Below are 20,005 nucleotides of genomic sequence, written 5' to 3'. Positions count from 1 at the left end.
TGACGACAAACGTGGCGCGTGCCAAGCCCTCTTGCCATCGTCGATAATCCGCGCCATGCGCAGCACATGGACTTTGACACGATCATCCTTGGTGCCGGCGCAGCCGGTATGATGTGCGCCGCCCATTGCGGTGGGCGCGTGTTGGTGATCGACCACGCGAAGGCAACGGGTGAGAAAATCCGTATCTCGGGCGGCGGGCGCTGCAACTTTACGAACATGTATGCCGGGCCCGGCAACTTCCTGTCGCAGAACCCGCATTTCTGCAAATCCGCACTGGCGCGGTACACCCAGTGGGATTTCGTCGATCTGGTCGGGCGGCACAAGATTGCTTGGCACGAGAAAACGCTGGGGCAGTTGTTCTGTGACGGCTCCTCAAAACAGATCATCCAGATGTTGCTGGATGAAATGGCGAATGCGGGGGCCGACTTGTGGGTCCGGACCGAGTTGCGGGACCTTCACAAGACGGAAAGCGGGTTCGCCCTCGACGTCGATCGCGAGGGACAGCGCGTTTCCCTGACCTGCGCCAATTTGGTGCTGGCGACCGGCGGCAAGTCGATCCCCAAAATGGGCGCGACGGGGCTGGCCTATGACATCGCGCGACAATTCGGCTTGCGCATGACCGAGACCCGGGCGGCACTGGTGCCCTTTACGTTCTCGGACGCAAAATTCAAGGAACTCTCGGGCGTATCCCTGCCATCGCGCCTGTCAAACGCGCGTAACAGCTTTGACGAAGCGCTGCTATTCACCCATCGCGGCCTCAGCGGGCCGTCAGTCTTGCAACTGTCCTCGTACTGGCGCGAGGGTGAGGACATCAGCGTCAATCTTATTCCTGATCTGGCGTTGTTTGATGCGCTGCGCGATCAGCGGCAGGCCGGAGGGCGCAAGGCTTTGACCACCGAACTGGCCCGGCACCTGCCCGGCCGTCTAGTGGAATACCTCAGCGGCTTCATCCCCATGCAAGGCAACCTGGCCGATCAATCTGATGCCGCTTTAAGTGAACTGGTCGCAGCCCTGTCAAACTGGCAACTGACCCCATCCGGTACCGAAGGCTACCGCACCGCCGAGGTCACGCTGGGCGGCATCGACACCGATGATCTGTCGTCCAAAACGATGGAGGCCAGGGATGTCCCCGGCCTCTACGCGATTGGCGAAGCGGTGGATGTCACAGGGTGGCTGGGCGGATACAACTTCCAATGGGCGTGGTCATCGGGCCACGCCGCCGGAACTGCAATCGCAGGCCGTTAACCTACGACGTTGTACCCACGTCCGCGCATACAGTTACGCACGATCACTTCCTGATTTTGGGTATTGTTGATCGCGCTCGCACCCGCGCCTACCAGCGCACCCGCAACGGCGGCACGACCCAGATCGCTGGCGCTGTCGTCAATGATCGCCTTGGTCCCGGCAGCACCCGCCGCGCCAATGGCAGCAGCGCCAGCAGTCCGGCTATCCACCGTTGGCTGAGACCGTGCAAGCGCCTGACACTGGGCCAGATCCGCGTTGTAGTTTGGCCCAACCGGTCCATCGACGACCGGCTGGTAGTTGGCACCGACATTGGAGCAGGCTCCAACCACCAGAATAGCGGGCAGGATCAAAGAGAATTTACGGTATGGCATAATCATAACCTCACGTTGAATTTGAAGGCAGGCAAAACCAATAATCTTGGCGCGTCAAGCTGATAGCAATTCAGCTTCGCTCAACCGGCGGTCTATTGCAAATGTCTATTGGGACAGTCTCTGCCGAACCTGCGCCTCGAAGTCTTCTCCGCGTCGCTCAAAACTGTCGTATTGGTCAAAACTGGCCGCCGCTGGTGCCAACAGAACGGTTTCACCCGGCTGGGCATCCGACATGGCCTGCGCCACGGCCTCGGCCATTGTCGTGCAGACCAGCGTTTCCGCGTCAAGCTGCATGGCAAATCCGGCAGCCTCGCGGCCAATCACATAGGCTTTGATGACCCGGTCCGAAGCTGCGTTCAACGCCGATAATCCGCCCTCTTTCTCGAGCCCACCGCAAATCCAGCGGATTTTGCTGAACGCGTTCAGCGCCTTCAAAGCGCTGTCTACGTTGGTGGCTTTGGAGTCGTTCACATAGGTGACGCCATCTGCTTCGGCGATGATTTGGCTGCGGTGCGGCAAACCCGGATAGCTGTGCAGGGCGTCCTCGATCACGCGGGGAGCCAATCCCAGCGCGCGACAGGCTGCGTAGGCTGCGCAAGCGTTTTGGTGGTTATGCGAACCGGGCAGTCCCTTGATCCCGCGCATGTCAATTGACCCGGCCTGCCGGCCTTTGCGGTATTCGGACAGAAACCCCTTGCGCGCAAAGACCTGCCAACCGGGTCCAGTCAGTTTACGCGCGACCGATACGCGGATCACCCGGTCGTCAGAGGGCCCCTCGGCAAGCTGACCGGCCAGAAACGCCCCCTCTTTCTCGTCGATGCCGATCACAGCTCGGTCCGGTCCGCCTTCGGCAAACAACCGTCGTTTGGCCGCAAAATACCCGCCCATTCCACCGTGGCGATCCAGATGATCCGGCGAAAGATTGGTGAAAACTGCGACATCCGGCGTCAATGCGCGGGCAAGTTCTGTCTGATAGCTGCTCAGTTCCAGCACCACGACAGAGCCATCCCCACCCGGCTCAATATCCAGAACGCCCCGCCCGATATTCCCCGCCAACTGAGCCTCTCGCCCCGCTTCGGTCAGGATATGGTGGATCAAAGCGGCCGTGGTCGATTTACCGTTCGACCCCGTCACCGCAATCACGCGCGGAGGCATATCGTAGTTGTTCCATTCCGCCCCCGCGAAAGACCGGAAGAACAACCCGATGTCATTGTCTACCGGCACACCCGCGTCCAATGCGGCGGCCACTACAGGGTTCGGGTCGGGATAAAGATGCGGAATACCCGGCGAAACGATCAGCGAGGCGATGTCGTCAAACGCACCATGGCGCAGAAGATCGGCACAGGCGAAACCTTCGCCTTCCGCCTTCTCGCGCGCGGCGGGGTTGTCATCCCAACAGACCGGCTCTGCGCCACCAGCCCTTAGTGCGCGTGCGGCGGCCAGCCCTGACCGGCCAAGCCCCAGAACCGCAACTTTATGGCCTGAAAACCCTTTGACCGGGATCATGCTGCCCACCCTTTTTTGACTTTGGTTTGGGCGTCACCCTGCGCAGAAGACCCCGTCATTGGCAAGGGCATAGACAGGCTCGCGCGCCAGCGCGAGCCGGGCCCAACAGGTGGCAGGTGGACCAAAGGTCCGCCGAACCTGGCGGGAGGGCTACCGGACCTTCAGTGTCGCCAGACCAATCATCGCGAGGATCAGGGAAATGATCCAGAACCGGATCACGATCGTCGGCTCTGCCCACCCCTTTTTCTCATAGTGATGGTGGATCGGTGCCATCAGGAACACGCGGCGCCCGGTGCGTTTGAAGTACAAGACCTGAATGATCACGCTCAGGGCTTCAACGACGAACAGACCGCCGACAACGGCCAGCACCAACTCGTGCTTGGTGGCAACTGCGATAGCCCCCAGCGCGCCCCCCAAGGCCAATGAACCGGTATCGCCCATGAACACAGCGGCAGGCGGCGCGTTATACCAAAGAAACCCTAGCCCCGCGCCGAAAAGCGCCGAGGTAAAGATAAAGATTTCACCCGTTCCCGGCACATAATGCACGTCCAGATATTCGGTGAAGTCGACCCGGCCCACCGCATAGGCGATGATCCCCAGCGTCGATGCCGCGATCATGGCAGGCATGATCGCAAGCCCGTCCAGCCCATCAGTCAGGTTCACGGCATTCGCCGCGCCCACGATCACGACAATCGCGAACGGAATGTAGAATATCCCCAGATTGACCAGCGTGTCCTTGAAGACCGGCACGGCAAGCTGGTTCTGCAAAGCCTCCGGATGGTGCAAAGTCGCCCACAGAGACGCCAGAACCGCAATAATGACCCCCAGAGCAAGCCTCATCTTGCCCGAAACACCCTTGGTGTTCTGTTTGGACACCTTGGCATAGTCATCTGCGAATCCGATTGCCGCGTAAGCCAAAGTGACAAACAACACCATCCAGACATAGGGGTTGTCCCACCGCGCCCAGACCAAAGTCGACGTCACAAGCGCGCCCACGATCAGCAGACCGCCCATGGTTGGCGTTCCCGCCTTTGAGAAATGCCCCTCGGGACCGTCATCCCGGATTGGCTGACCCTTGCCTTGTTTTCTGCGCAATACGTTGATCAGCGGTTTTCCAAACAGAAACCCAAAGATCAACGCAGTCATGAAGGCCCCACCTGCACGGAACGTGATGTACCGAAAGAGGTTGAAGAAATCCCCCCCGTCCGACAGGCCGGTCAACCAATAAAGCATATTAAAACCTTTCTCGTGCGGCGATCATGGGTCAAGCGCGCTCCCTTGCCCCATTTTCCGCAAACCGTCAACAATCTGCGCCAAAGCCATGCTCAATGAGCCTTTGGCCAATACCGTGTCACCGTCTTGGATCAGCTCTGGCAAATGCGCAGCCATTTCAGCGCTGGTTTGAAACCAGAGACCGCGTTTTTCGTCCGGCAAAGCGTCGTGAAGCGCCTTCATCAGCGGACCGATACAGTGAACACGATCAACCCGCTGCATGGCCTCCACCCGGACCATATTGGCATGCATTTCGGTTTCCTGAGCACCCAACTCTTTCATATCGCCTAAAAATGCGATCTTGCGGTTACCCTGCGATGCGGCCAGCACGTCCAACGCGGCCTCCATCGAGGTTGGATTGGCATTATAGCTGTCGTCCAGCAATTCGACCTGACCGCCAGACGCCAGAGCAATCTGTTCTCGCACCCCGCGTCCCTTGACCGGAGACCACCGGGCCAATCCAGCAATCGCCTCGTCCAGTGCTACGCCCATCTCGACACAAGCGGCCAATGCCCCCAGTGCGTTCATCGCAAAATGAGTTCCGGCGGACTGTACATCAAACGTGAATTGGGTATCGCCGACCATCGCCACGGCATGTATCGAATCCGAGGCTTGCGTGACATCTTTCAGCACATAGTCCACAGCGGATCGCCCGAACTCTACGACGCCCGCCCCGTTTTCCGCGGCACACTCGCGCAGAATTTCTGTGTGCTCCACATCCGCGTTGACGATCGCCGCGCCACCTTCGGTCAGACCTTCGAAAATCGCGGCCTTTTCATGGGCGATCCCGGCAACGGACTCGAACGCCTCAAGGTGGACAGCGGCGACAGTGGTTACCAATGCCACGTGGGGGCGGGCCTGCCGCGCCAGAGGCGCGATCTCTCCGGGGTGGTTCATGCCAATCTCGATCACCGCGAACTCGGTGTCGCGTGGCATACGGGCCAATGTCAGGGGAACGCCCCAGTGATTGTTGTAGCTGGCTACGCTGGCATGAGTTTTTCCCTGCGTTTCCAGGATGGTAGACAGCATTTCCTTGGTCGAGGTCTTGCCGACGCTGCCCGTGACACCCATCACCCGCGCATTCGTGCGCGCGCGCGCGGCCTGCCCCAGCGCCTCCAACCCTGTCTGAACGTCGTCCACGATCAGCAAGGGCGCATCTTCAGATACACCGTCGGGAACACGGGACACCAAAGCGGCCCCCGCCCCTTTTTCCAACGCCTGCGCGACGAACTCATGCCCATCTCGCGCGGCCTTCAACGCTACAAAAAGATCGCCGGGCTGCAGGGTACGCGTATCAATGGACACGCCGTTTGCTGTCCAATCCGTTGTCGCGCGCCCACCGGTTGCTTGGGCGGCCTCGGATGCGGTCCACAAGGTCATGCGACCCTCCCATCAAGTGCGGCGACGCTTATACTGGCCTGTTCCACATCATCAAATGGCAGAACCTGATCGCCGACGATCTGTCCGGTCTCATGCCCCTTGCCTGCAATCAGCAGCGCGTCGCCGGGTTGCAAGGCATCGACACCGCGCAGAATGGCCTCAGCCCTGTCTCCGACTTCGGTTGCACCCGGCGCCCCTTGCATCACGGCCTCGCGGATCACTGCGGGGTCTTCGCTGCGCGGGTTGTCATCTGTTACGAATACGACATCGGCGTTATTCGCCGCGGCCTTGCCCATCAGAGGGCGCTTCCCCGCATCCCGATCGCCACCCGCGCCTACGATTGCAATCAGCCGACCCATGACATGCGGACGCATCGCCTTGAGCGCGGTCGCAACCGCATCCGGCGTGTGGGCGTAGTCCACGAAAACCGCCGCCCCATTCTCTCGCGTTGCGGCCAGTTGCATGCGTCCACGCACGGTTGTCAGGTGCGGTAAGGTTTCAAAGACACGCTCGGGGTCTTCCCCCCCTGCGATCACTAGCCCGCAGGCCAATAGGACATTTTCGGCCTGAAACCCTCCGATCAGGTTCAGGCGCGTTTGAAAGACCTTTCCTTTCCATGAAAAGCGCAGGTCCTGACCCGTGGCGTCGAACCGCTGGTTCATCAGACACAGGTCTGAATCCCCCAACCCTACGGTCAGCACATCCTGCCCCCGGTCTTCGGCGATTTTCCGGACCCGTTGGCCTTTGGGGTCGCTCATGTTGATGACGACCGTTCCATCCTGGGGCAGCACGCGATCAAACAAACCAGCTTTGGCCGCAAAATAAGCCTCGAATGTTTCGTGGTAGTCCAGATGGTCCTGCGTGAAATTTGAAAAGCCCGCCGCAGTCAGGTTCACCCCGTCCAAGCGCCGCTGTTCCAAACCGTGCGAGGACGCCTCCATCGCGGCGTGGGTCACGCCGTTCTCGGCCGCTTCCGCCAGACACCGGTGCAGGGTGATTGGCTCTGGCGTTGTATGGGCCAGTGGCGCGGTCCACGCTCCTTCAACCCCGGTTGTGCCAAGATTGACTGCGGCGTGGCCCATCTCCATCCAGATCTGACGCACAAAGGTTGCAACCGATGTCTTGCCGTTTGTCCCGGTCACGGCAACGATGGTCTGCGGCTGGGCGCCAAACCAAAGCGCCGCACAGCCCGCCAATGCCTGACGAGGGTCTTCAACGACGACCAGCGCAGCATCCGAGCGCGACAATTCATCCGCCGCAATCGCAGCACCCTCGGCATCCGTCAGGATGGCCGCCGCGCCCATCCGCAGGGCGAACTGAATAAACTCGCCCCCGTGAACCCGCGTTCCGGGAAGGGCTGCGAACAAGTAGCCGTCCTTGACCTCTCGGCTATCGACGGCCAGCCCGGTAATTTCCGGGTTTGCGCCACCTCGGGCGGTCAGGGCCAGTTGGCTGAGTTTCTTTGTCCTTGTGCCCATCGCCCACCTCTTGCCGGACAGTCTAATTTGAGGTCAGCGTTATAGCAGCGCGCGCCTCAGGCTCAAGCCGGGGACGCAACCCCAGCAAAGGCGCAACGCGACCGATCAATTCGGCGGCCACGGGCACCGCTGTCCAGCCTGCCGTGCGGCGTTTTTCGCCGTAGGCAACGATGGACGGTTCGTCCAGCGTGACAATCAGAACGTATTTGGGGTCATAGGCCGGAAAGATCGTCGCAAAGGTCGCGATGACCTTGTCGTCGTAATAGCCGCCACGTGGCTTCGGCTTGTCGGCTGTGCCGGTTTTACCCGCAACATCATACCCCGCCACGTCCCCGAAACTGGCCGTCCCGTCCGTAACCACCTTGCGCAACATCTTCTGCGCCTGAAGCGCGGCACCATGTGACAGCACGCGGGGACCATACTGAGGGCCATTCCTTCGCAAAATCGTCGGGCTGACATAGTGCCCGCCGTTTGCGATCGCCGCATAACCGGCGGCCAGATGCATAGGGCTGGTCGACAACCCGTGGCCATAGGAAATGGTAACGGTGCTCAACTCACCCCACTTCTTGGGCTTGAGGGGCTCGCCACCCGCGGCTTCGACAATCTCAAACGGTGTGGGTTCGAACATACCAAGCGCGCGCAAGAATTCCTGTTGACGCTGCGCCCCGATTTGCAGGGCCAGCCGTCCGGTGCCCCGGTTCGAGCTGTGGACAATCACATCCGCAACGCTGATTTTACCGTAGTTCTTGCCATTGAACTCACCAATCGGGAAACGCCCGATTTTCATCGGCCCAGAGGTGTCGATGATCGTCTCAGAGTTCACCAGCCCCAGTTGCACCGCCTGCGCAGCCGTGAAGATCTTGAAGACCGATCCAAGCTCGTAAACACCCTGCACATAGCGGTTGAACAAGGGGCTGTCAGAGGGGTCAAACCCCGAGGTCGGCGGGCGCGGACGGTCATTAGGGTCAAATGACGGCAACGACGCCGCCGATATCACTTCGCCCGTATGCGCGTTCATCAAAACAGCCGAGGCACCCTTGGCGTTCATGATATTCATGCCGCCATACAGAACCTGTTCGACCGCAGCCTGAATGGTCAGGTCCAACGACAGTTGCAGCGGCTTGTTCCCATTGGCAGGGTTGCGCAGATAGTCATCGAACTGTTTCTCAACCCCGGCAACGCCAATCACCTCGGCAGCACTGACGCCTTCGCGCCCAAAGCCCGATCCGCCAAGAATATGCGCGGCCAGCTTGCCGTTGGGATAGAGCCGCATTTCGCGCGGGCCGAACAGGATGCCGGGATCACCAATGTCGTGAACGGCTTGTTTCTGTTCCGGCGAGATACGCTTCTTGATCCACAGGAACTTGCGGTCGCCGGTGAAATCCTTGACCAGACGTTCTTTTTCCAGATCCGGAAAGATCGCGACCAACTGATCAGCAGCAGCCACGGGGTCGATCATCAGGGGCGGTTGGGCATAGACCGAATAAGTATCCAGATTGGTTGCCAGAATACGCCCCTCACGGTCGACGATATTGGCCCGCTGCATAGCGATAGCCGCGCCGGGGGCGCTGGCCAGCGGCTCTTGCGCCTCGGATGTCGCCAGCATCCCCATGCGAAACCCAACCACTGCGAAAGCACAGAAAAAGAACAGGCCAAGCACCAAAAGCCGCCCTTCCGCACGGGCGCGGGCGTGGTCCTTCATATCTTCGTGGCGTTTCCTGATATTTTCGCGCTCGATGGCCTTGGGGTTTTCCCCGCGCGCGCGTGCGTCAAGGATACGGGCCAGAGGTCGGAGGGGCGTGCGCGTCATGGGATCTGCACCTCACCCAAAGCCTGAATGTTGGTCAGCGCCTGCAGCTCGAACGGGTCCACGATCGGCAGGTCAGGGTCTTCTGCATAGGCGATCTGGTCCGCGCGCCCGAACTGCTCGGCACGCAGGGGAAGCAATCCCAGACGCTCAAAATTCAGATCAGCCAGTTCGCGCAGGCGATCCGGGCGGTTAAGATACGCCCATTCCGCGTTCAATACCGCCAGTCGCACCTGAGCCACACCAATCTCGCGCTGTAGCTTCTGAGTTTCTTTCGCAACCTGCTGGGTGCGGTAATTCTCCTGATAGGCCCAAAGCGCCAGTCCGAATACGGCCAAGGCAGTCAACACATACAAAACACTTTTCATTTTGCCCTTCCCCCAAGTTGCGGCATCCCAATGGCGCGGGCATCAATTTCCCCCGCCGGTGCCTCGGTCCGCACAGCAACACGCAGCTTGGCCGAGCGCGCGCGCGGATTTTCCTGTAATTCCTGCTCATCCGGCCCGACAGCCTTGCGAGTCTTGAGCGTAAACTGCGGCTGCTCCTGCTCCACCTCGGGCGCATAACGATTTGCGCGCCCGGTCTTGCCAGCACGGGACTGAAAGAACCGTTTGACCATGCGGTCCTCGATAGAATGGAACGTCACTACGGCCAGTTGCCCGCCCGGTTTCAAAGCGCGTTCAGCAGCCATAAGGCCTTGGAACAGCTCTTCATATTCCGCGTTCACCGCGATCCGCAAACCCTGAAAGCTGCGCGTCGCCGGATGCGATTGACCCGGTTTGGCGCGCGGAAGGCAGGATTCTATGATCTCTGCCAGACGCAGCGTTGTAGAGATCGGCGCTTCGGCCCTGGCCTTCACGATGGCCTTTGCAATCCGGCGGCTGGCGCGTTCCTCGCCAAAATGGAAAAGGATGTCGGCCAGCTGCGCCTCGCTTGCCGAATTGACCAGATCGGCGGCACTCTCACCGTCCTGACTCATCCGCATGTCCAACGGACCGTCTTTCATGAAAGAAAAACCACGCTCCGCCTGATCCAACTGCATAGACGAGACCCCAAGGTCCAGCACCACCCCATCCAGATCCTGCGCGTATTCGTCCATCCGAGAGAACACGCCCTGCTGCATCACCAGCCGATCGCCGTACTCGCCCACCCAATCAGCGGCCATCTCAAAGGCCAGCGGATCCCGGTCCACGCCGATAACCTTATCGGCCCCGGCCTCCAGCAAGCCGCGCGTGTACCCTCCCGCGCCAAAGGTTCCATCCAACCAGACACCAGACACGGGCGCCACGGCCGCAAGCAACGGGCGCAGAAGGACAGGGATGTGAGGTTTCTCGGTGGGGGTTTCAGCGCCGGCCATGCCGTTACGCATCCCCGGTGCCATCTAGGAACTCCAGAGGATCAAAATCCCCCGGTTGTTCGTCCAACCATTCTTCGGCCGAAGCCAACTCTTCCGATTCATATGTCTCGGGCTTCCAAATCTGGAAAGTATCCCCGGCGGCAATAAAGAATGCCTCACTCTCAAGTCCGATCTTGGTTCGCAGCTTGGCCGGCAATACCAGACGACCGGTCTCATCCACCGTGGTCGGGAAAGACTGACCATGAAACATGCGCTGCAGCAGCTTCCGCTGCATCGAGCCGCGCGGCAATGCGTCGATCTTGTCATCAACCTCGTCGATTGCCCGCATCGTATAGCATTCAAGAAATTTCCGACGGTGGTCGCCGTAGACAATCACAAGCTCTGGATTATCGCCGGGCTGCCAGTTGGGGTCACAGGATTCAAGCACACGGCGAAAAGAGGCCGGGATCGAGACCCTGCCCTTCGTGTCCACCTTATGGTGGCTTTCACCTCTAAACCTGCGCGCCAAGACGACTGTCCCTTTCGCTTGCGCCCCACCTAAAATTCACGTTCCCCCCGGATGAAAAACGGCGGGTTGATCTGCTGCCACTGATCAACCCGCCGCATTGACCCGCCTTGCGGGATGTCCAGCTGCGCGCGCCACCTGGGGGGATGTCTGCTCGCCCGCGCGCCGGATCTCTTGAGTGATGAAAGCGAGATGCCTGTATGAAACCTGTATTTTTTGGTTCGGGGTCGTTTGGCGCCCCATGTGCCTCGTCCTCATCGGATGAATAAGGGATGACATGGGAATTCATGGAAATCAACAGGAAATTTTACCCAGTTAGGGCAGAATCCCTATCCTAATCAAGGCGCATTCAAATGAAAAGATCGCTTATGGCACCATAAATGGGATGCAAAGAAACACTATATACCACATATAGATAAATTTGAAGCAGCCCAGCCTATCCCACGATTTCCCAAAAAATTTTCACTTTATGTGATTCCAAGCCCAACGAAACCGCAACACCACGCAAAATCAGTCGAATCATGCCACTCCACACGGCCCCCTCGCCTGAATTCGGACATGAACCCATGCACAGCCCATGAATTCCCGTAGAGGTAAAAACGCCCTGCCCGAGCCCCAAAACTCAAAATGGGACTTACAATTTGCACAAATTTCAGAATATACCGCCTAAAGAAGGGGCGGACCCATGCCCTCTGAAATCACTCTGAGACTCGCCCCTTCATGTGCGATTGGCGAAAAGCCATATTTTAAAGGCGCTTTCACCGTCAGGTTTACAACTTGTTGATATCCATGCACTTGCTGCATAGCAGCAATGACGACGTTGGCTATTGTGCAGGCGCAGCATTCGCCTATTTTCGTAATCAAGCAAACGCTGGAACGCTCCGGCGACAACATACAAACCGGGTTACACACATGGCCGTAGCAACACATCATACTGCGCTGAAGAACGCACCGGCAACCGGCCTGGCTTCGCTGATCGAAGCTGCAAAAACCCGGTACGCGCGTTACCGCGTCTATCGTCAGACCGTAAATGAGCTGTCTGAACTTTCGAACCGTGAACTGGCCGATCTGGGCCTGCACCGTTCAATGATCCGCCGGCTGGCACTGCAGGCCGCGGAAGACTTCGCCGCGCGCTAAACGCGGCACGACATAACCGAGATCAGGTCCTTCCTCCTCCCTTTAGGACCTGTATTACAGCAGCGGCATCTCTCCTCCTCCCTGATGTCGCTGCACCAAATACCGGCCCAACCTGCCGGAAACTGATACACCGGGTACTCCTCCTCCCTTTCTCGGTGTTGAAAGCGCGCGGCGACGTCTCTCCTCCTCCCTGACGTCGCCGCGTCTTACAGATACCGGGATCAGACCCGGAGACAGATACATCGGGGCTCTCCTCCTCCCTGCCCTGATGTTGAAAGAGCGCGACGACACCTCTCCTCCTCCCTGGTGTCGTCGCGACTTACACATACCGGGATCAAACCCGGGTTCGGATACATCGGGACTCTCCTCCTCCCTGTCCTGATGTTGCAAAGAACGGCGGTTTCCTCTCCTCCTCCCTGGAAACCGCCGTTTTTCTTTGCCCAAACAAAAAAGAGGGCACGAACGCCCCCTGCTTCTTCTGTTCAAAAATACTTCGGAGCGCGAGGCAGAGCCTCGCAAAAAAACTCAGAATGGAACGTCATCCTTGGCGGACAAGAACCGGGACACCACTTTCTTAATCCCTGCCTTGTCAAAATCGACTTCGACCTTGTCGCCTTCGATCCCAATAACCGCGCCATAGCCGAACTTTTGGTGAAACACCCGTTCACCCAATGTGAAACTCGCCAATGCAGTCGCATCAATCACAGTGTTCCGGCTTTCGCGGGGCTGAGACGTCCCGTATTGCCCCTGCCGCGCCTGCATCCTTTTCCAGCCCGGAGAATTATAGACATTTGCTTCGGCTGCGCGGTTTTCGATACTGGCCGTCACCTGACCGCCACCATAAAGACCCGGAGGCGTCAGAACCTCCACGTGATCTTCGGGCAATTCGTCAATGAAACGCGAGGGCATAGAGTTCTGCCACTGCCCAAACACCCGCCGGTTGGCGGCAAATGAAATCGTACAAACTTCTTCAGCGCGGGTAATCCCCACATAGGCCAGCCGCCGTTCTTCCTCGAGCCCCTTAATCCCGGATTCGTCCATCGACCGTTGTGAGGGGAACAACCCGTCCTCCCACCCCGGCAGGAACACGGCGGGAAACTCCAACCCCTTAGCCGCGTGCAGCGTCATGATCGAGACCTTGGCCCCGTCGCCATCCTGTTCATTGTCCATGACCAGACTGACATGCTCCAAGAACCCCTGCAGGTTCTCGAAATTGTCCAGTTGGTTCACCAATTCCTTGAGGTTCTCCAAGCGCCCCGGCGCCTCGGGCGTCTTTTCATTCTGCCAATGGGCGGTATAGCCGGATTCATCCAGAATGATCTGCGCCAGCTCGATATGCGAGACTTCGGGCTCGCCAAACCGCAGCGGCGCACCGTCGTCGATGACCGAGTCATCCTCGACCTCGATCCGCGGCCCGCGCGTCATCGCGTTCCAGCGTGCCAGCCCGTCGATCAACTCGCGCAGCGCCTTGCCGCCTTTGCCCTTAATCAGCCCGCTTTCAACCGCAATCCGCGCCCCGTCGACCAGCGACACACCATGGTCGCGCGCCGTCATCTGAATTGTCTGCTGCGCCTTGTCGCCCAATCCACGTTTCGGCGTATTCACAATCCGTTCGAACGCTAGATCGTCGCCGGGGCTGACCACAAGCCGGAAATAGGCCATGGCATCGCGGATCTCCATCCGCTCATAAAACCGAGGGCCACCGATCACCTTATACGGCAGGCCGATGGTCAGAAACCGATCCTCAAACGCGCGCATCTGGTGTGAGGCACGGACGAGGATGGCGATCTCATCCAGATTCATCGGACGAATCCCGCGCGTGCCCCCTTGCAGCGCGTCGATTTCTTCGCCGATCCAGCGGGCCTCTTCCTCGCCATCCCAGTGGCCGATCAGATTGACCTTGTGGCCGTCCTCGGCATCCGTCCACAGTTCTTTGCCCAGACGGTTTTCATTGCCGCGGATCACATTCGACGCAGCGGCCAGAATATGCGGGGTCGAGCGGTAATTCTGCTCTAGTCGCACCACGAACGCGCCGGGGAAATCCTTTTCGAACCGCAGGATATTGCCCACCTCTGCCCCGCGCCAGCCATAGATCGACTGGTCATCATCGCCCACGCAGCAGATGTTCTTATGCGCCCCGGCCAGCAACCGCAGCCACAGGTATTGGGCGACGTTGGTGTCCTGATACTCATCCACCAGAATGTACCGGAACCAGCGTTGATATTGCTCCAGGACATCCACGTGGGTCTGAAAAATCGTGACCATGTGCAACAGCAGGTCACCGAAATCGACCGCGTTCAGCTCGCGCAGACGGGTTTGGTACTGGGCGTACAACACAATGCCTTTGTTGTTATACGCCCCCGCATCCGCAGCGGGCACTCTATCGGGTGTCAGAGCGCGGTTCTTCCAGTCGTCGATAATCCCCGCCAGCATCCGTGCGGGCCAGCGTTTGTCATCAATATTGGCCGCTTGGATCAATTGCTTGAGCAGCCGGAGCTGATCATCCGTATCCAGAATGGTGAAATTCGATTTCAGATCGACCAGCTCGGCGTGACGGCGCAGCAGCTTGACGCAGATCGAGTGAAACGTCCCCAGCCACGGCATCCCCTCGGCGGGTTGTCCAAGCAAGCGGCCCACACGCTCTTTCATCTCGCGCGCGGCTTTGTTGGTGAAAGTGACCGACAAAATCTCGTTCGGGCGCGCGCGTCCGGTACTGAGCAGATGTGCAATCCGCGCCGTCAGCGCCTTGGTTTTGCCCGTCCCGGCACCGGCCAGCATCAGCACGGGACCATCCAGTCGCTCGACAGCTTCACGCTGGGCTGGATTCAATTCGTCCAGATAAGGCGTAGGTCGCGCGGCCATGGCGCGCGCGGACAGTGATGCGCCTTCAAAGGCGTCCATTTCGTCGAAACTGCTCATATCGCCAAACTACGCTGGATAGGCCGCGAGGGAAAGAGTTTGTTCACGCCTTGTTCACAAGGCTTTCGGTGTTGATTTCGCAGAAATTCTACCGGTTCGGTGTAACCGTCCGTTAGAAAGATGTCCCTCCTCCAACGCTCGCGCGCAGTGTTTGCGACCTGATTTACCGGTGCCAGACAGAAATCGGAATGGGCTGCTCGGGGAACATGCGCCGACCCAGATGCGCCAAAAGGTTAATTTCCTTGCCGAATCGCGCCCTAGGTCTGATCAATCCGTATGGACCTACACAGCAGCTATCCCGGAATTGCCGACCTGAAACGCCGCGCCAAACGCAGGATTCCGCATTTCGTGTGGGAATATCTGGATAGCGGAACCGGGTCCGAGGCAACTTTGCAGCGCAACCGGGCCTCGCTGGATCGCTTAGGATTTTTGCCGTCGATCCTGCATGGCCCGTTGGAGTTTGACACGCAGCGCCAGTTTTTGGGTCAAACCTATCCTTTGCCGTTTGGGGTCGCGCCGATCGGCATGGCGGGGTTGATCTGGCCTGACGCCGAGGGGCTTCTGGCACGTGCGGCGGCAACGGCTGGCCTGCCCTTTACCCTGTCGAACGTCGCCACGCAAAGCCCCGAGGATGTGGCCCCTCATCTCGGGCAGAATGCGTGGTTCCAGCTTTACCCGCCCAAAGACCCCAACATTCGCCGCGACCTGCTGGATCGTGTGAAACAGGCCGGCTTCACAACCTTGGTGATGACCGCCGATGTTCCGGTTGCGTCCCGGCGCGAACGTCAGACGCGGTCCGGCCTGACCAACCCGCCAAAGCTGACACCGCGCCTGCTGATGCAGATTGCGCAGCGTCCGGCATGGGCAATAGCCATGGCACGCAGTGGTCCGCCAAGGATGCGGACGTTGGACAAGTACACCGACAACTCCAGCAACCTGCCCCCGACAGCGCATGTCGGGTATCTGCTCCGAACCTCTCCGGATATGGAATATGTGCATTGGTTGCGCGACGCGTGGGACGGCGACCTGATCGTCAAGGGTGTGATGCGGGCCGAGGACGCAGACCCCCTAAAGAAGGCTGGCGTTGACGCGATCTGGATTTCGAATCACGGGGGGCGTCAGTTCGACGGCGCCCCGTCCAGCATCGAGGCCCTGCCAGCGATCCGGGCGGCAACCGACCTGCCCCTGATCTTCGACAGCGGGATCGAAAGCGGGCTGGACATATTGCGGGCGCTGGCGCTTGGGGCTGATTTTGTCATGCTGGGCCGTGGTTTCATGTACGGTCTGGCCGCATTGGACCAAAACGGACCAGCGCATGTGATCGACATTTTACGGCAGGACCTGCAGTCGAATATGGGGCAGTTAGGGGCCGCATCGCTGGAACAAATACCACCGTTCCTAACACTGGATTGATGCCGCAACGCAGCGCGTGTAGTAAGATAGCGCTAACAGAAGGCGTTTGCGAGCGTTAACATGCCGGTTCTACCCAGAACGACTGATATACGTGCGCGTATTGTCCGCCTATCAACACGGCCAAACAAGTAGGACCGGGACCTGACATGACCGACTTTACCAAGATCCTGATCGCCAATCGCGGCGAGATTGCCATTCGCGTGATGCGCGCAGCCAACGAGATGGGCAAACGCACCGTCGCTGTCTTCGCCGAAGAGGACAAGCTGGGCTTGCACCGTTTCAAGGCGGATGAGGCATATCGCATTGGCGAAGGGATGGGCCCGGTTGCGGCATATCTCAGCATTGATGAGATCATCCGCGTCGCCAAGGAATGTGGCGCTGACGCGATCCATCCCGGCTATGGCCTTTTGTCGGAAAACCCCGACTTCGTGGATGCCTGTGTTCAGAACGGCATCACCTTCATCGGCCCCAAGGCCGAGACCATGCGCGCCCTTGGCGACAAGGCCAGCGCGCGGCGCGTCGCGATTGAGGCCGGCGTACCCGTAATCCCCGCGACCGAGGTGTTGGGCGATGACATGGACGCGATCCGGGCCGAGGCTGCCGAAATCGGCTATCCGCTGATGCTGAAAGCGTCGTGGGGTGGCGGCGGACGCGGGATGCGCCCCATCGAATCCGAGGACGAGCTGGAAGAAAAGGTTCTGGAAGGCCGCCGCGAGGCTGAAGCCGCCTTTGGCAATGGCGAGGGCTATCTGGAAAAGATGATCACCCGCGCCCGCCATGTCGAGGTGCAGATTCTGGGCGACAAACACGGTGAGATTTATCATCTGTACGAACGCGACTGCTCGGTCCAGCGCCGCAACCAGAAGGTCGTGGAGCGCGCCCCTGCCCCGTACCTGTCGGATGAACAGCGCGCGGAAATCTGCGAGCTGGGCCGCAAAATCTGCGCCCATGTGAATTACGAATGCGCGGGCACGGTCGAATTCCTGATGGATATGGAGACCGGCAAGTTCTACTTCATCGAAGTGAACCCCCGCGTGCAGGTCGAACACACCGTCACCGAAGAGGTCACCGGCATCGACATCGTGCAGGCGCAGATCCTGATCGCTGAGGGGAAAACCCTGGCCGAAGCAACCGGTGCCGCCAGCCAGTCGGATGTGCATCTGAACGGCCACGCATTGCAGACCCGGATCACCACTGAGGACCCGCAGAACAACTTCATCCCCGATTACGGCCGCATCACCGCCTATCGCTCGGCCACCGGGATGGGCATCCGTCTGGACGGCGGCACGGCCTATGCGGGCGGGGTGATCACGCGGTACTACGATTCTCTGCTGACCAAGGTCACCGCTTGGGCACCGACGCCGCAGGCCGCGATTGCGAGGATGGACCGCGCCCTGCGTGAGTTCCGTATTCGCGGTGTCAGCACCAATATCGACTTTGTTATCAACCTGCTGAAGCACCCGACCTTCCTGTCGAATGAATACACCACCAAGTTCATCGACACCACGCCGGACCTGTTCACCTTTAAACGTCGCCGCGACCGGGGCACCAAGGTTCTGACCTATATCGCGGATATCACCGTGAACGGGCACCCTGAAACCAAGGACCGCCCCGAACCCCGCGCCGACCTGAAAGAGGCCAAGCCCCCCGCGTTGAAGGGCGAACCCAAGATGGGCACCCGCAACCTGCTGGAACAAAAAGGCCCGCAGGCCGTGGCCGACTGGATGAAGGCGCAGCGGCAGTTGCTGATCACCGACACCACCATGCGCGACGGGCATCAGTCGCTGCTGGCCACGCGGATGCGGTCGATCGACATGATCAAGGTGGCACCGACCTATGCCGCCAACCTGCCGGAACTGTTCAGCGTTGAGTGCTGGGGGGGTGCGACGTTTGATGTGGCCTATCGCTTCCTGCAGGAATGCCCGTGGCAGCGTCTGCGCGACTTGCGCGAAGCGATGCCGAACCTGATGACCCAGATGCTACTGCGCGGGGCCAATGGCGTTGGCTATACCAACTACCCCGACAACGTGGTGCAGGAATTTGTGCGTCAGGCGTCGCAAAACATCGACGTGTTCCGCGTGTTCGACTCGCTGAACTGGGTCGAGAATATGCGGGTTGCCATGGATGCGGTCGTCGAGAATGGCAAAATCTGTGAAGGCACCGTTTGTTATACCGGCGACATTCTGGACCCGGATCGCGCCAAATACGACCTGAAATACTATGTCGGCATGGCGAAAGAGCTGCGCGACGCAGGCGCACATGTGCTGGGTCTGAAAGACATGGCGGGTCTGCTGAAACCGGCCTCGGCCCGGATTCTGATCCGCGCGCTGAAAGAAGAGGTCGGGTTGCCGATCCACTTCCACACCCATGATACCGCTGGCATTGCCAGCGCCACCATTCTGGCGGCGTCCGAGGCGGGCGTTGACGCGGTGGACTGCGCGATGGACAGCTTTAGCGGCAATACCTCGCAGGCGACGCTGGGCACCGTGGTCGAGGCGCTCCGCCATACCGATCGCGACACCGGGCTGGACATCAAGACCATCCGCGAGATCAGCGATTACTTTGAGGCGGTGCGCGGCCAATACGCGGCGTTTGAATCCAGCCTTCAGGCCCCGGCCTCCGAGGTCTATCTGCACGAGATGCCCGGCGGTCAGTTCACCAACCTCAAGGCGCAGGCGCGCAGCTTGGGGCTGGAGGAACGCTGGCACGAGGTTGCGCAGATGTATGCGGACGTGAACCAGATGTTTGGCGATATCGTGAAGGTGACGCCCTCGTCCAAGGTGGTCGGCGACATGGCGTTGATGATGGTCAGTCAGGGTTTGACTCGCGATGACGTGGAAAGCGCGGATACGGATGTGGCCTTCCCCGACTCGGTCGTCGATATGATGCGCGGCAATCTGGGGCAGCCTCCGGGCGGGTTCCCCGATACGATCATCAAGAAGGTACTGAAGGACGAGGCCCCCAACACGGACCGCCCCGGCAAGGACGTGCCTGCCGTCGATCTGGAAGCGACCCGTGCCGAGCTGTCGCAACTGCTGGAAGGCAAGGACGTCGATGACGAGGATCTGAACGGATACCTGATGTATCCCAAAGTCTTCCTCGATTATATGGGGCGCCACCGCACCTATGGCCCGGTCCGCACCCTGCCCACGCGCACTTTCTTCTACGGCATGGACCCGGGTGAAGAGATCACGGCCGAGATCGACCCCGGCAAGACGCTGGAAATCCGCTGTCAGGCCATCGGTGAGACTGATGAGAACGGCGAGGTCAAAGTCTTCTTCGAACTCAACGGCCAGCCCCGTGTGATCCGGGTGCCGAACCGTCTGGTAACGTCTTCAACGCAGGCACGGCCCAAGGCCGAGGCCGGCAATCCCAACCATATCGGCGCACCGATGCCGGGGGTTGTCGCCACAGTCGCCGTTTCCGCAGGCCAAGAAGTCAAGGAAGGCGATCTGCTGCTGACCATCGAAGCCATGAAAATGGAAACTGGCATCCATGCGGAACGCGACGCAGTGGTCAAGGCCACTCACGTCCAGCCCGGCGGCCAGATTGACGCAAAGGACCTTCTGGTCGAATTGGAGTGAACGCTCTAGTTACAGAATCAAGTGACGGGCC

14 protein-coding genes are annotated in these 20,005 nt (G+C 59.6%); 4 read left to right on the top strand and 10 right to left on the bottom strand.

All coding sequences use genetic code 11. The features are described from left to right. Positions 1 to 66 precede the first annotated feature (66 nt). Positions 67 to 1,245, top strand: a complete 1,179-nt coding sequence (locus ACR0MS_RS11240; protein WP_480572693.1) for a BaiN/RdsA family NAD(P)/FAD-dependent oxidoreductase — start codon at positions 67 to 69, stop codon at positions 1,243 to 1,245. Here ACR0MS_RS11240 and ACR0MS_RS11235 read toward each other — a convergent pair. From ACR0MS_RS11235 to mraZ, 9 genes are all read right to left on the bottom strand, one after another. Beyond that, positions 1,242 to 1,616 carry a glycine zipper family protein gene (locus ACR0MS_RS11235; protein WP_254428667.1) on the bottom strand — a complete coding sequence of 125 codons (375 nt, stop codon included), beginning with the start codon at positions 1,614 to 1,616 and terminating at the stop codon, positions 1,242 to 1,244. The genes ACR0MS_RS11240 and ACR0MS_RS11235 overlap by 4 nt on opposite strands. A gap of 105 nt (positions 1,617 to 1,721) precedes the next feature. Continuing rightward, positions 1,722 to 3,122, bottom strand: a complete 1,401-nt coding sequence (gene murD / locus ACR0MS_RS11230) for a UDP-N-acetylmuramoyl-L-alanine--D-glutamate ligase (RefSeq protein ID WP_480572107.1) — start codon at positions 3,120 to 3,122, stop codon at positions 1,722 to 1,724. 150 nt (positions 3,123 to 3,272) lie between these two features. Beyond that, the gene (gene mraY / locus ACR0MS_RS11225; RefSeq protein ID WP_480572110.1) at positions 3,273 to 4,355 is read right to left on the bottom strand and encodes a phospho-N-acetylmuramoyl-pentapeptide-transferase; all 1,083 of its coding nucleotides are present in this window, start codon (positions 4,353 to 4,355) and stop codon (positions 3,273 to 3,275) included. A 24-nt stretch (positions 4,356 to 4,379) separates the two neighbouring features. Beyond that, complete coding sequence (locus ACR0MS_RS11220) at positions 4,380 to 5,774, bottom strand: UDP-N-acetylmuramoyl-tripeptide--D-alanyl-D-alanine ligase (RefSeq protein ID WP_480572113.1); 1,395 nt, start codon at positions 5,772 to 5,774, stop codon at positions 4,380 to 4,382. Beyond that, positions 5,771 to 7,252, bottom strand: coding sequence for a UDP-N-acetylmuramoyl-L-alanyl-D-glutamate--2,6-diaminopimelate ligase (locus ACR0MS_RS11215; protein WP_480572116.1), 1,482 nt, complete (start codon positions 7,250 to 7,252; stop codon positions 5,771 to 5,773). Before ACR0MS_RS11215 ends, ACR0MS_RS11220 begins: the two co-directional genes overlap by 4 nt. Before the next feature lie 22 nt (positions 7,253 to 7,274). Then, a complete protein-coding gene (locus ACR0MS_RS11210; RefSeq protein WP_480572119.1) occupies positions 7,275 to 9,062 on the bottom strand; it encodes a peptidoglycan D,D-transpeptidase FtsI family protein in 1,788 nt (595 codons plus the stop codon). Then, positions 9,059 to 9,427 (bottom strand): cell division protein FtsL, encoded by a 369-nt coding sequence (gene ftsL, locus ACR0MS_RS11205; protein ID WP_480572122.1) that lies wholly within the window; start codon positions 9,425 to 9,427, stop codon positions 9,059 to 9,061. The genes ACR0MS_RS11210 and ftsL overlap by 4 nt, the downstream gene beginning before the upstream one ends. Next, positions 9,424 to 10,416 (bottom strand): 16S rRNA (cytosine(1402)-N(4))-methyltransferase RsmH, encoded by a 993-nt coding sequence (gene rsmH / locus ACR0MS_RS11200; RefSeq protein ID WP_480572695.1) that lies wholly within the window; start codon positions 10,414 to 10,416, stop codon positions 9,424 to 9,426. The genes ftsL and rsmH overlap by 4 nt, the downstream gene beginning before the upstream one ends. Before the next feature lie 4 nt (positions 10,417 to 10,420). Continuing rightward, positions 10,421 to 10,924, bottom strand: a complete 504-nt coding sequence (gene mraZ / locus ACR0MS_RS11195; RefSeq protein WP_480572126.1) for a division/cell wall cluster transcriptional repressor MraZ — start codon at positions 10,922 to 10,924, stop codon at positions 10,421 to 10,423. Positions 10,925 to 11,833: 909 nt separating this feature from the next. Between mraZ and ACR0MS_RS11190 the strand changes: the two genes are divergently transcribed. Then, positions 11,834 to 12,058 (top strand): DUF1127 domain-containing protein, encoded by a 225-nt coding sequence (locus ACR0MS_RS11190; RefSeq protein ID WP_480572129.1) that lies wholly within the window; start codon positions 11,834 to 11,836, stop codon positions 12,056 to 12,058. Between the two features lie 525 nt (positions 12,059 to 12,583). Here the strand turns inward: ACR0MS_RS11190 and ACR0MS_RS11185 are convergent. Next, positions 12,584 to 14,977: an ATP-dependent helicase gene (locus ACR0MS_RS11185; protein ID WP_480572132.1), complete on the bottom strand. Its 2,394-nt coding sequence runs from the start codon at positions 14,975 to 14,977 to the stop codon at positions 12,584 to 12,586. 276 nt (positions 14,978 to 15,253) lie between these two features. On the opposite strand from ACR0MS_RS11185, the gene ACR0MS_RS11180 reads away from it, so the two are divergent. After that, positions 15,254 to 16,390, top strand: coding sequence for an alpha-hydroxy acid oxidase (locus ACR0MS_RS11180; protein ID WP_480572135.1), 1,137 nt, complete (start codon positions 15,254 to 15,256; stop codon positions 16,388 to 16,390). Between the two features lie 146 nt (positions 16,391 to 16,536). Continuing rightward, the gene (locus ACR0MS_RS11175; RefSeq protein WP_480572138.1) at positions 16,537 to 19,974 is read left to right on the top strand and encodes a pyruvate carboxylase; all 3,438 of its coding nucleotides are present in this window, start codon (positions 16,537 to 16,539) and stop codon (positions 19,972 to 19,974) included. The last annotated feature ends 31 nt before the right edge of the window (positions 19,975 to 20,005 follow it).

Source organism: Ruegeria sp. CJ2 (assembly GCF_056536745.1).
Note: the sequence above shows the minus strand (reverse complement) of the source record. Positions and strands in the feature narration are given on the sequence as shown.